This is a genomic window from Nocardia uniformis NBRC 13702, assembly GCF_001613345.1.
Classification (GTDB): Bacteria; Actinomycetota; Actinomycetes; order Mycobacteriales; family Mycobacteriaceae; genus Nocardia; species Nocardia uniformis.
On sequence record NZ_BDCE01000008.1, the window covers coordinates 1 to 12,651 of the forward strand.

The 12,651-nt window shown below is 65.4% G+C and carries 11 protein-coding genes; 3 read left to right on the plus strand and 8 right to left on the minus strand.

The annotated features are described in order from the left end of the window. Nucleotides 1–337: 337 nt before the first annotated feature. Both NU1_RS02095 and NU1_RS02100 read right to left on the minus strand, forming a co-directional pair. On the minus strand, nt 338–2,212 hold the full coding sequence (locus NU1_RS02095; protein WP_067516786.1) for a glycosyltransferase family protein: 1,875 nt from the start codon (nt 2,210–2,212) through the stop codon (nt 338–340). Nucleotides 2,213–2,393: 181 nt separating this feature from the next. Next, a complete protein-coding gene (locus tag NU1_RS02100; protein ID WP_084520901.1) occupies nt 2,394–4,379 on the minus strand; it encodes a galactan 5-O-arabinofuranosyltransferase in 1,986 nt (661 codons plus the stop codon). Between the two features lie 151 nt (nt 4,380–4,530). On the opposite strand from NU1_RS02100, the gene NU1_RS02105 reads away from it, so the two are divergent. Together NU1_RS02105 and NU1_RS44105 are read left to right on the plus strand one after the other, a co-directional pair. Further along, nucleotides 4,531–4,749, plus strand: a complete 219-nt coding sequence (locus NU1_RS02105; RefSeq protein ID WP_067516788.1) for a hypothetical protein — start codon at nt 4,531–4,533, stop codon at nt 4,747–4,749. After that, the gene (locus tag NU1_RS44105; protein WP_067516790.1) at nt 4,746–5,045 is read left to right on the plus strand and encodes a type II toxin-antitoxin system PemK/MazF family toxin; all 300 of its coding nucleotides are present in this window, start codon (nt 4,746–4,748) and stop codon (nt 5,043–5,045) included. The genes NU1_RS02105 and NU1_RS44105 overlap by 4 nt, the downstream gene beginning before the upstream one ends. A 154-nt stretch (nt 5,046–5,199) precedes the next feature. Here NU1_RS44105 and NU1_RS02115 read toward each other — a convergent pair whose 3' ends face one another. Genes NU1_RS02115 through dprE1 form a run of 3 tightly spaced genes read right to left on the minus strand, consistent with a single transcriptional unit; the run spans nt 5,200 to nt 7,695 of the window. After that, the gene (locus NU1_RS02115; RefSeq protein ID WP_084520902.1) at nt 5,200–5,427 is read right to left on the minus strand and encodes a hypothetical protein; all 228 of its coding nucleotides are present in this window, start codon (nt 5,425–5,427) and stop codon (nt 5,200–5,202) included. A gap of 55 nt (nt 5,428–5,482) precedes the next feature. Next, entirely contained in the window at nt 5,483–6,241 is a 759-nt protein-coding gene (gene dprE2, locus NU1_RS02120; RefSeq protein WP_067516795.1) for a decaprenylphospho-beta-D-erythro-pentofuranosid-2-ulose 2-reductase, read from the minus strand. After that, complete coding sequence (gene dprE1 / locus NU1_RS02125; protein WP_084520922.1) at nt 6,238–7,695, minus strand: decaprenylphosphoryl-beta-D-ribose oxidase; 1,458 nt, start codon at nt 7,693–7,695, stop codon at nt 6,238–6,240. The genes dprE2 and dprE1 overlap by 4 nt, the downstream gene beginning before the upstream one ends. Nucleotides 7,696–7,769: 74 nt before the next feature. On the opposite strand from dprE1, the gene NU1_RS02130 reads away from it, so the two are divergent. Then, nucleotides 7,770–8,255 (plus strand): GtrA family protein, encoded by a 486-nt coding sequence (locus NU1_RS02130; RefSeq protein WP_084520903.1) that lies wholly within the window; start codon nt 7,770–7,772, stop codon nt 8,253–8,255. 112 nt (nt 8,256–8,367) lie between these two features. Here NU1_RS02130 and NU1_RS02135 read toward each other — a convergent pair whose 3' ends face one another. From NU1_RS02135 to NU1_RS02145, 3 genes are all read right to left on the minus strand, one after another. Continuing rightward, on the minus strand, nt 8,368–8,985 hold the full coding sequence (locus NU1_RS02135) for a pyridoxamine 5'-phosphate oxidase family protein (RefSeq protein ID WP_067516797.1): 618 nt from the start codon (nt 8,983–8,985) through the stop codon (nt 8,368–8,370). Nucleotides 8,986–9,344: 359 nt separating this feature from the next. After that, nucleotides 9,345–9,998 (minus strand): Crp/Fnr family transcriptional regulator, encoded by a 654-nt coding sequence (locus tag NU1_RS02140; RefSeq protein ID WP_067516799.1) that lies wholly within the window; start codon nt 9,996–9,998, stop codon nt 9,345–9,347. 31 nt (nt 9,999–10,029) lie between these two features. Next, entirely contained in the window at nt 10,030–12,639 is a 2,610-nt protein-coding gene (locus tag NU1_RS02145) for an adenylate/guanylate cyclase domain-containing protein (protein WP_067516801.1), read from the minus strand. Nucleotides 12,640–12,651: the final 12 nt, after the last annotated feature.

Here is a 12,651-nt window from a genome sequence, read left to right on the forward strand (position 1 = left end):
CCCAGAACAGACAAAGAGGGCATATCGAAGCAGGCCGATCGGTCAGGGGGACATGGTGGCGGGGGGTTACTCGGCCGATGCCGCCACCAGGTCCCCCTGACCGATCGGTCTTTGTCTCTTCGTTGTGAAGTCTCGAGGACGTGACAACGGTCCGTCGCCAGGCTGGAATGGAAGATCACGGCACCAAACCGGGGGACTCAGGTCGGGGACGGCAGGCGACGGCACCACACTGCCTTCGTCTTTTGCTTGACTCGGCCGAACCCCGCTGGAACCGCCACGCCCGCACCTGACTTGGCTACGTAGGGCACGCTGACAGCACTCAGTCCCCACCGGCGCGTCAGACTATTCCCCGCACGTCCCACACCCACACCCCATTGACCTTCTGTCCCTGGAATCCGAGCAGCTGGTTGACGGTATTACGCAGCACCCCACTGTTATCGGTGGGCGGCAGCACCAGCACATCGGCATGCCAGTACCGCAGGTCGGTCAGGGCCTGGGCGCGGGTGGCGTCGTCGATGGCCGGAAACCTGTTCGACTTCTGGGCTTTCATCAGCAGACTGGCCGTGGGGCGAATCTCGGGGCCGTAGCGGCCCTTCTTGTCGGTGCCGGTGGGTCCGACGAAATATCCGCCCGCGAGCGCGAAGCTGAAGTCGGCGTCGGCCTGCCAGAGCAGCGGGCGAGCACCCGCTGGAATGGGTGGGGGGACGATGACCACGGAACCGTTTGAGACGTACTGATGTACGGTCCCGTCGGCGAAGAAGGCGGGGGTGGGCGAGCGCTGCACCACCGGCAGGATCGTCGGAGTGAGGGGTACCAGCGCGAGTACGAGGGCACCGAACCAGGCGAGCGGACGCCAGTCGGAGGCCGATTCACGCCAAAAATCCAGTGCCCGTTGCGAAGCCAGCGTCAAGATGACCGCGATGGCCGGTACGGCGGCCATGGTGAATCGCGATTCCAGTACCGAATTCAGCAGCGGTACGTGCTCGAACCACTTCCACGGCAGCGCGAAACCGGTGTCGCCGCGCCCGAACATGAGCGAGGGCCCCAGCGACAGCAGCGTGAAGGAGACGATCACCGCACACACCGCCCGCACCGCGAGCTCGCGCCACAGCAGCACTGCGGTCACGGTGACCAGCAACAGGAGCGGCCACCCGAAGTAGGAGTTCTCCTCGGTCGGATTGATGGCCACATTCTGGCCGGGCGAAATCATGCCGCCCAATGACTCCGACGGGAATTGCGCCAGGGCTTTGAGATCATTGCCCATGGGTCCGTGGTCGATCATCCGATAGGACTGCGGTCCGAAGAACTGCCACCACAGTGGAACTCCGGTGAGCACCACCGTGATCAGCGCGGCCAGTCCCACGGCCGGGGCGATCCCGCGCAGTACCCGGAGTCCGATGCGCGGCCGGTGCAGGTAGTACACCAGCCCGAACAGTCCGAAGGACAGCGCGAAGATGAGCAGCGGCTCCTCGCCGAGTGCGATTTGCATCGTCACCAGCAGGCCGAGGGTGACCGCGTCCCGAATCCGGCGGCCGAACGGTCGTGGCCCACCCTCGTTTTCGGCGCGTCGCGCCATACGCAGAATCTGCCCCGCGATCAGCGGCAGCAGTAGCAGCACCACGAAATTCGGGTGTGCGTTGGCGTGCGAGATCATGGCGGGCGCGAACCCGCAGAACAGACCACCCACCGCCGCAGCGAGTTTCGATTCCACCAGGTAGCGCGAGAACAGCCAGTACCAGGCGAATGCGGTACCGAACAGGCCGAGGGTGAGCACCAGGACGAAGGTGACCGTCGGCCCGAACAGCAGCGTAATGGGGGTGAGCGGCACACCGACGCCGAACATGGCGGTATTGGCCATCATGTTCACGCCGTCGGGGAAGTTCTGCAGATTGGTGCCGAGCGGGTTCCGCAGGTTCGCGACATTGTGCGCGGTGACCGCGAAGAACCACTCCCACATGGTCTGGTCCTGACCGCTCTTGATCAGGTACCCGTCCCGGGGATGGCGCCACTGCCCGGAGAGTACGAGCACGGCCAGTGCCAGATAGCCGGTAGCGATGGCAAGGTCGGCGCGCGCGAGTCGAATTCTTCGCGCGAACCGCTGGGGGCGAGATAGCCGAGCTCCGGTCGTCTCGGGTGCGGTCCGTTCCAATACTGCGACGGCCGACCCGGTTTGGTCCGTCCGGTCGGTTTCCCACCCCTGGTTCAACTGCATACTCCTCTTACTGGCACAACAGCCGATCACGCTACCGGGTTCGACTGAGATTGCGCTGGGAGTGGGGTAGTTATCCACAGAAAACGGGACTAATCCACAGGTTTCAGACCAAATCTGTGTATAAGTGACCTTTGTCTCGAGCTTTTATGGAGGCTCGGGTTTGCCTCAGGCGCGAGACAACTCAGGCGCTGATCACAACCAGCGTGAACGGTCCGATATCGGTGATTCGAAAGCGCGGATCCTCGAATAGCGCCTTCGCGAACGACACCTGATACCGCTTCACATTTGGGTCGTTCGGATACACATCCTCGGCCAACCGCAGCGTGTAGCCGTCACCCGCCTGCCGGAACAGGAAGGCGTCAGGGGCACGCCACGGGCAGTCCCGCAGGGCCGCCACGAGTTCGTCCGGGGTCTCCAGCGTGCTCCACCGCTTGATCTCCGCCGCCCGCGCCGAGAAGTCCGCGAGCGGATTGGCGTAGTGCGAAGTCAGCGCCTGGAATCCGAAGTACGGGTAGATGGACAGGAAGCTCATATCGGCGGTCAGCACCACCGATTCGGCTCGCGCCCGCCCGGTCTGCTCGAGCAGTTCCGCGTCGATTTCCCGGTAGTAGGACACCGCCGACGGCGGGCGCTTATCGGCGCGTACGCCATCGCCGTCGGTATCGGTGTACGCCGTGGTGATCTCCGGTGCGAGCACGTCGGGAATGTGCTGGCTGAAGGCGACCGCGCCGATGACGGCGACCGCGGCGACTACCGGCTTGAACCGTTGCGGTTCGTTCACGATCTGATAGACCGCTCGTGCACCTTCGACGAATCCGAAGGCCCCGGCCGCCGCCAGCAGCACCCGGAGCACCGGCTCCAGCCGGAACGACAGCAGTGTGCTCCCCGCTGCCGTCACCAGCATGGACAGCAGGCACCACAGGTAGATCGCCAGCACGCCGACCGCCAATGCCTGTGCCCGGCGCGAACTCCCGACCCGCAGCACCAGCCAGATGACACCGATGAGGCAGAAACCGCCGAGCAGCGAGAATTCCATCATCGGCAAGGGCAACCGCGACCCGGCCTCCGGCAGATAGTGCAGCGCGGTGCCCGAACTCGCGGTCTTCCCCTGCAGCGCCTCCAAGAAGTACGGTCCCCACACCGTGAGCGCCAGCACCCCGGCGATTGCCCCGATCATGATCAGCCGCAACATAATCGGCCACACCAGGCGCCAATGGGTCGGTATCTCGGCCTTCGTGCGGCGTTGTACGTGCATTGCCGAGTGCCGGGCACGCAGTGTGAGACCGGCGGCAGCCAGTGCCATCAGGCCCACCGCGAATGCGGCGACCAGGAAGTACAGCGTGTAGAACGTGGCCATGATGCCGAGGAACAGCCCGGTGCCGATCACCGCGCCCCATCCGCCCGCAGTGGTCGGACCACCCGTCGTCGACTCGGCCGGACGGTACAGCGCACCCCACGCCAGTACCAGCACCGGCGGCAACAGCACGACGAGGACCGAGCTGTACGCCTCGGGAGCGGCATAGGCAATGGTCACGGCGGTCGTCGCCGCCGTCACCGCGACAGCCCAATCCGCCCGAATCAGCTTGGACCACAATACCAATGCCACGGCAGCGGCGACGGCGAGCGACACAATGGCCCACGGCTTGAACGCTGCCCACCCATCGAGTCCGAGCAGGTTCGCGAATCGTCCGCCCAACCAGAACCAGCCACCCGGGTAGTACGGCGGCAGGTCGATGTAATTCATATCCCGCAGTGCCGCACCATCGGTCAGCCGCGTCAGATACTGCGTCCGAAACTCCTGGTCCACCGACAGCCCGAACAAATAGAGCTTGGTAGCGGCGAGCGGCATCCCCAACGTCACCGTCACGAATGTCGAAATCCCGGCCCAGGACAGCACTTTCGCCACCCACGGCCACTTGTTCACCCGCAGTAACCAGATCGCCCCCACCAGCATGGCGAGCGCGACCACCTGCCCCACGGTCGTCAGTGACCGAGTCACATTGGAGGAGTTGAACGCCGGCCACTCCACCAGCGCGAACGCGAACAGCCCGATCCCCGCGACAACGACAGCGACGACCGCTGCCAATACCGCGTCCCCGAGCGCGTTTCCGGCCTGCCGTACCAGCACCGTCCCCCGCCCGCTCGAATCCTGCCCGCTCATTCGCATTCCGCCTCCGGGTTCGTGGTCAGCTCACCGCTGCGTAAGCCTAACGAGCAACCCTCGGCGGACACGTATCAGCCGGTATCCGGCCGCGCTGGATTTCAATGCATGACACGAATCGTCGTACCGTCGATACGATCATGAGTAGGATTCACATATGAGGACCACGGAGAAACTCACGGTCACAGTCTCGAAGCCCGTCGCTGGTGCCGCCCGTGCAGAGGCTGAGCGCAGCGGTGAAACGCTGTCCGCGCTGACGAATGCGGCGTTGCGCGAGTATTTGATTCGCCGCGCGATCGCAGATGAGCCGGATACCGACCCGGAATGGCTAGAGGCTGCGGCCCGGACGCTGGTTGAGGACGAGGCTGGCCGGTGAGGCGCGGCCAGCTGTGGCGGGTCTTGGTCCTCGGCCGCGTTGAGCGGACAGTCCTGATTGTCGGGCATGACGCCGTCACCGAGTCCCGCGTTGACATCTTGTGTGTGCAGGTGCAGGACACCGCTGGCAAAGAGTCACTTCTCGCTGTGCGTATGACGGGAGCGATTTCGGGGTTTGCCCGCGCCGTCACAGTGGCACCGATACCGAAGTCGAGCTTCGTGGAGCAGCTCGGTGTGCTCGACACCGCGACCATGGACCAGGTCGACACCGCCCTGCGCGCCACGCTCGATCTGTAGGAGTGGTATGTCTCAACAGCTGCAGGACCGCCTGGATCGTGAGATGTGGGAGCGGTCGAAAGTAGTCGACGCCATGCTCAGCGGTCCAGACGTGCTGACAAAACTGCCGCGCCTTCGAGTAAAGGTGCGGCAGTTCTCGGTTCACGGGGCCGAGTTAACGCCGGAGAACTTCCTCGGATGTGGAAGCGAAATCGGGCGCGGCCTCGACTGAGCCGGTGAAGGAAAGGCTGCGCCCAGTGAACGCCCGCTCGGCCTCCTTGTCGACCAAGTGGCCGTGGCTGGCGACCAAGCGTAGGACGATAGGCCGAAGGTCGCGCTGCTCTTCGTCGGTCAGCAGACCGACGAGTTCGCTCAGGGCCATATTGTCGAACGCAGCCGTCACGGTCCTCAGAATACCGTTCGTAGGCCGGTATACACCGGCCTACGAACCGGTGCACTCAGATGGGCAGCTTGCGGAAGATGGCGCGCGGCACGTGGCGCAGCACCATCATCACGTAGCGCCAGCCCGGCGCCCAGGCGATTTCCTTGCCCTTGGCGGAAGCCGCCACCGCGAGGGCGGCGATATCTTCCTTGTTCACGGTCAGCGGTGCTTCCTTGACGTGTGCGGACATCCGGGTGCGCACCTGGCCGGGGCGAATCACCGTGACGCGCGGGCCGTGCGGGCGCAGTGCCTCGCCGAGACCCAGGTAGAAGCCGTCCAGGCCGGCCTTGGTGGAGCCGTAGACGAAGTTGGAGCGGCGCACGCGCTCACCGGCGACCGAGGACATGGCGATGATCCGGCCGTAGCCCTGCGCCTTCATCTTGTCGCCGACCAGCACGCCCACCGAGACGGCGGCGGTGAAGTTGAGTTCGGCGGCGATCACGGCCTTGCGCTGGTCCTGCCACAGTTCCTCGGGGTCGCCGAGCATGCCGAAGGCGACAATGGCGACATCCACATCGCCGCGCGCCCACGCCTGGTCGATGACCTTGGGGTGGCTGTCCATCTCGAGGGCGTCGAAGTCGATGACCTCCACCTCGGAGGCACCGGCGGCCTTCATCTCCGTCACCGCGCTCTCGCGCAGCGGATCACCCGGAAGGGTCGCCAGGATAATGCGGGCGGGCCCCTTCTTCAGGTACTCCGAGCAGATCGCCAGACCGATCTCGGAGCTGCCGCCCAGCAGCAGAATGGTCTGCGGATTCCCGACCGCATTGATCACTGAAGCTCCAGCCTTCTCGCCATATCGGACATGAAAACGCCTGTGGGATCGACATTTCGACGGACCTTGATCCAGTCGTCGATCCGGGGATACATCTTGTGGAAGGTTTCCGCGGTGGTCCGCGAATCCTTACCGGTGTAGAGCCGTCCGCCGAACTCCAGGACGCGACGGTCGAGATCGGTGACGAACTCGTTGAGCCCCGCCTTGATCGGGAAGTCCACGCAGATGTTCCAGCCCGGCATCGGGAAGCTCAGCGGAGCCTGGTTACCCGCCCCGAACAGCTTGAAAACGTTGAGGAACGAATAGAACCCGGACCGCTGAATATCGACAATGATGCGCTTGAACTCGTCGACCGATTCCGGCGGGACCACGAACTGGTACTGCAGGAAGCCATTGGATCCGTAGCCGCGGTTCCACTCGCCCAGCATGTCGAGCGGGTGGTAGAACTGCGTCAGATTCTGGACCTTGCCCCGGTAGGTGCCCGACTTGCGGTACCAGACCTCACCGATCGGCCCGAAGGTGTACTTGTTGGCCAGCCCGTTCGGGAACACATCCGGCAGCGTGAAGAAGGTCTTGCCGTTGAACCGCAACGGATCCTTCTGCAGCTTGGTCGGCAGCTGATCGAGCTTGGCCAGATTGCCGCGGGAGATGGCGGCGCGACCCAGCTTCGGTTCCGGGCTGATGGCGTCGAACCAGGCCGAGCTGTACTCGTACTTGTCCTCGGACCCGTCGCTGTGGAAGGCGATGGTGTCGTCGAGCGTCGGGGTGACGTCACCGTCGGCAATGAAGTACGCCGTCTCGGTGGGCGTCATCTCGATGGTGGCGCGCAGGATGATGCCGGTCAGACCGCAGCCACCCACGGTCGCCCAGAACAGCTTCGCGTTCTTCCTGGGCGTGATGTGCTGTACGGTGCCGTCGGCGGTGAGCAGCTCCATCGACCGCACATGGTTGCCGAAACTGCCCGCGCTGTGGTGGTTCTTACCGTGGATATCGGAGCCGATGGCTCCGCCGATGGTGACCTGCCGGGTACCCGGCAGCACCGGAACCCACAGCCCGAACGGCAGGGCGGCCTTCATCAGCTGATCCAGATTCACGCCACCGTCGACGTCGACCAGGCGGGTCGCGGCGTCGATGCGGTGAATCTTGTTCAGCGCGGTCATATCTACGACCAGGCCGCCCGCGTTCTGCGCGTTATCGCCGTAGGAGCGACCGAGCCCGCGGGCGATAACGCCGCGGCGCAGGTGTGCCGGTTTGGACTCGTTGTCCTCCGCGACCATGGCGACCGCTTTCGCGATCAACTCCGGATCGCCGGTGGAGAGGACTTCGGAGGTTGTCGCTGCGGTGCGACCCCAACCCGTCAGCCTCCGGGTCTGCGTCGGCAGTGCGGACGCTCCCTCGGTCACCGAGTTCGCCTCGGTATCGGCCGTGGTGGTGGTCTGAGCTTTCGTGGACATCGGCATAGAGGCTACAGGCATAACCGGGCATCGGCTGGTGGCGTTCGCTGTGCGCGGCATTACGCTCGTGCGTTGTGACCGCGGAACCGCACCTGCCCCTGCCGCCCGAGCTGCCCCTGGTCGACGAGCCGGGCGGTACGGATGTCGACCTGAAGACCCAGATCATTCGGTTCGGGCTGACCGGCGGATTCTCCGCCGTGGTCGACTTCGGTATCTATGTCCTGCTCATGGGCGTGCTCGGCGTGCAGCGCGATATCGCCAAGGCGATCAGCTTTATCGCGGGCACCACCACCGCGTACCTGATCAACCGCCGCTGGACCTTCCAGGCTCCGCCGAGCAATAAGCGCTTCGTGGCGGTGCTGGCCCTGTACGCGGTGACCTTCACCGCCCAGGTCGGTATGAACGCCCTGCTGCTCGGGGTATTGCTGCCCAATATGGAGTTCGATGTGTTCGGGCGCACACTCGAAGGTGCCGTGCTGGTGGCCTTCGTGATCGCCCAGGGCATCGCCACGGTGATCAACTTCGTCGTCCAGCGGGTAGTGATCTTCAAGATTCACTGACCGGACGGTTCAGGTCAGAGTTCAGGGCGCTGCCCTGCGAGTGGCCGAAGCCGCGCTTCGTAGTTAGGGGTTCGGGGGCGAAGCCCCTGAGACCCCCGAGAGTCGGGCCAACTCAGTACTCGACGAGCGCCCGGGCTTCCGCTTTGGCGTGGAAGTAGTCCCCGCCCTTGGCGCGGACATTGTCCGTCCCCCACTGCCGGGGTTCGCGCGATGCGGGTATCAGGTGCGGTATGTGCTTGCGGCAGTGGATATACGCCTCTTCGACATCCACGACGACCCAGCGTTCGATGGTGCGTCCACGCTCGTCCTCGGGTAGCTCCTGCGAACAGCGGCGCAGGACGGCGTCGTCGACTATGCGGGCGGTGCCGTTGATATGCAGTCCGATGAGGTCGCGTACGAAGTCGATCATGAGGATGCCGATATGCGGATTCTCGAGGATATTCCCGAGGCTTGCCATCACGCCGTTCCCGCGCAGTTCGGGGTAGGCGAGAGTGTGCTCGTCGATAACGTGGAGGAAGCCGGGACGGCCCGCGCGGAAGGTGGAATCGCATTCGCCGTGCTTATCGGAGGTCGCGATGAAGGCCATATCCATCCGGCCGATGAATTCGATCATGTGCGCATTGAGACGCTGCAGAACTTGATCTTCATAGAAGCGTTCTGCTCGGTCCTCGGTACCGTAGCGTTCCTGCAGTTCCCGTTCGCCGTCGCTGCCGTTTCTGATACCGGGCATTATGCGCCCCCTCTGGTAGCTGGAGTCCGGATGGGAGAGGCTCGGCCGCGAACTTCGGCCATCCGAAATCCTATACGGTTTAACTATTTTGGTGTGGCGAATGGATGAACCGGCTCATTGTCCCTGGTGGGGGATTGGTTGACTGATGCCGGTCAAACCTTCCCGTGCGAGGGTCCTCCCAGCTGAAACTTCTGACAAGGGACCTTTGTCGCTTAGCTGTGGGTGTGCTGATCACAGGTGCTGTATGTACCGATGCGAGTTACACTGCGCGCGCAGGGATTTCGCAATCCTGATTTGTCCTTTTTGCATAGTTATGTCCGACTTATTGGGTGTCATCCCCCTTGCATCAGACCGGAAGGTCAGTTTGCTTTGCGTTCCAACGCAATTCGATCGAGCACGATCACCGACCCCCGGCCCAATCGCACCACACCCTGATCCTCGAGTTCGCGGAGCACCTTATTGGCGGTTGCTCGCGTCGTACCCGCCATGGACGCCAGCTCCTCCTGGGTGAGCCGGATATGGGACAGCCGCCCCGCATCGCCGTACACCCGCGCCAAGTGCGCCAGCCGCCGCAGCACCCGCGTTTCCACCGGCAGGTACAGCGCCTCCAGCACCGACGCGGACAGCCGCCGCACCTGCGCCGCCAGCGTGCTGGTGAGGAAGCGTTCCACCTGTGGATGATCTGTGCGGAGTCGCTCCAGCCGATCCCTGCTGAGCGTGAGGGTTTCGGCGTCGGTGACGGCGACAATGGTGGCGGTGCGGCGCGCGTCCGGACTCAGCAGCGCCTGCTCTCCGAATACGTCGCCCGGACCGAGAATGGTCAGGGTGGCGGTATGCCCCAGGGGTGTGGTGACGCGGACGATCAGCCGCCCGCTGGTGATCAGGTACAGACAATCGCCGGGATCGCCCTCGTGGCAGACGATGTCGCGGCGCCGGAATTTGCGTGGGATACAGGCGGCGATCAGCTCCCGCCGTTCACCCGGCGCGAGACCGTCGAGCAGTTCGAATTCCATCTGACCTCATCTGTCCTGTGGCACCGGCGGATCAGCGCAGCGCCTCGAGTTCGTACACGGTGACCGGATCCCGTTTGCCTTTGATATCGAAGGCCCCTCGATCCCGCCCCACGGCCCGATCGCCCAGCCGGGTCCTGGTCAGCGGCCCCACCACCACCGTTCCCGGCTCGGCCAGCGACTCCAGTCGGGCCGCCAGATTCGTGGTGTCGCCAATGGCCGTGAAATTGCGCATCTGGGCCGCACCCACATTGCCGACCACGGCGGGCCCGGTATTCACGCCCACCCGAAACATCGGCCAGTCATCGCGATGCGCGATATCCACCCGATCCCGCACACCCTGGACCGCCCGCTGGAGCGCCAATCCCGCCCGCGCGGCCCGGAGTACATGATCGGGTTGCCGCACAGGCGCATTGAAGATCGCCATGACCGCGTCCCCGACGAACTGCACCACGGTCCCGCCCTGCGCCAGGATCTCCGGCACGATTACCCCGTAGTAGGTGTTCAGCATGCGCATGACCTGCTCCGGCCCCACCCGCTCCGCGAACGGTGTGAACCCCCGCAGATCCGCCATCAGCACACTGACCTCATGAATCTCGCCGCCCAACCCGGCCTGGGAGGGATCGGCAATGAGCGCGGTGGCCACCGCCGGCGACATATAGGACCGGAACAGCCCATCCAACTGCTGGTAGAGCCGGGCATTCTCCAGGACCGTCGAAGTCTGCGCCGCGAACGACCGCGCCACCGCCTCCTCGCCGGCCCCGAGCGCCACCGCAGGTCGGACAGCGGGACCCGGACCGGTAGGCGGCCCCCCGAAACCTGATGCGGTCCCAGGCCTTTCGCCCCCGGCGACACCGAAACCCGGCACCGGGCCGGCTTGCCCGGACACCCCGCCGTGCCCTGACGCACGCGCGGGCGTGCCCGAACCGCTACTGCGGGGCGGCGGCGCTGCCTGGCTCGAGCCCGCTGCTGGACCGGGTGCGGTTGGTGGTTGTGCGCTGGTGGCAGGGGTTGTCGGTGGCGGCACGGTCCGTCCGGCTGCTGGACCGGGTGCGGTTGGTGGTTGTGCGCTGGTGGCAGGGGTTACCGGTGGCGGCACGGTCCGTCCCGCTGCTGGACCTGGCGTGGTCGGCAGGTATGCGCTGGTGGCAGGAGCTATCGGTGGCGGCCCGGTCGGTGGAACGGGCGGTGCCGGTGTGCCGGGGGTGGGTGTGGGTCGCCAGGCGAATCCCATTCGCTCGCGCTGGATCGGGGGGATCGGCTGGGCGAGAGCGAGCGGGGCGGCCGGGAGGCCGGGGTCGGCGGAAGGAGGGGTACTCGGCGGTGCGGGGCTGGGGGAGGGCGGGGAGCTCTGCCGTGCGGGCTCCGGGATGGGGGCGGAAGCTGCTGCGGTGCGGGTGAGTTCGAGGACTCCGGCTCGGAAACCCTTGACCAGCAACGGGAAGGTGACGGCAGCGGGGTTCGGCGGGTGCCCGTCTTCGAAGTGGAGGCGACCCTGGCGGAGGACACCGATGCGGACAATGTCGCGGTCGAAGGCTGCGGCCGCGAGACGTTGGATTTCGGCCAGGAGTTCGCGTTCACCGCGAATGACGCTGGCGCGTTCGCCCACCGCGACGAGCGCGCCGAGGCGGCGGACCTGTTCGCGCTCGTTGCCGAGGGCCTGGGCGCTCTGCTGGAGGACCGCTAGCTGGCGTTCGGTGAGCCCGAAGCGGCGGGCGAGTTCCTGGCCGACGGACCCCAGCGGTTCGGCGGCATCGACGCCGCCGCTGGCGCGCCGGTCCATGGCGGCGACCATTTCCTCGAGGGCGTGGGCATAGTCGCGGTGAATGGCGGCGACGGTGCTGCGCAGCGTGACGCTGTCGAATAGGCCCCGGGTGGAGCCCTCCCGCCGGAAGGAACGGTGCGCGCTGATGGCGATGAGCGCGAAGGCCACGCCCAGCAGCACATGCCACTCCCACCAGGACACCCGCCAGCTGCGTCCGAAGCCCACCGCGAACAGGGCCTCGGCCAGCAGTACGAAGGCGGTCAGCACACTCAGCAGCACTGTCCCGCGCTGGCGGAAATACAGGTAGGCGTACCGCGCGGCAGCCGCCAGATAGCAGGCCGCGCCGACGAAGGTCGCCGCCACCAGCGGCCCCTGCACCTCGGCGGGATCGGGGACGGCGTCGAACGGTGGCACCCGGGTCAGCGAGAGCAGTGCCCAGATCGCCATCAGTGTGATCGGCAGCGCGGCAAGCACTTCCGTATACCGATGGGCGCGCGCGGTCGGTCCGTACTCCACCGCCGAGGCCAGCGCGGCCAGCCCGCCCAGCACCAATCCGACCGGCACCGCGGCCGTGAATCCCACATTCGGGGTGGATAGAATGATGCCGGGCGTGGCCAGCGCGTGCAGTCCCAGGAATCCCGAATTCAGTTGGAATACCAGCGAAACCAGGATGAGTCGCATATCCCGGTGATTGCGGGCGGCGCGCAGCAGCAGTACCGCCAGCGCCAGCGACACCGCGGCCGCACCCAGAATCAGCCAGAAGTGCACCCCGTGATGCTGGAATTCGTGATCCAGCCGCGGCTGGGCGATGAGCACCCACAAACCCGCGATGGGCAGGCTGACATGCGTCAGCCACAGCAGTATGCGAACCGGAGACATGCGCGCACCGGA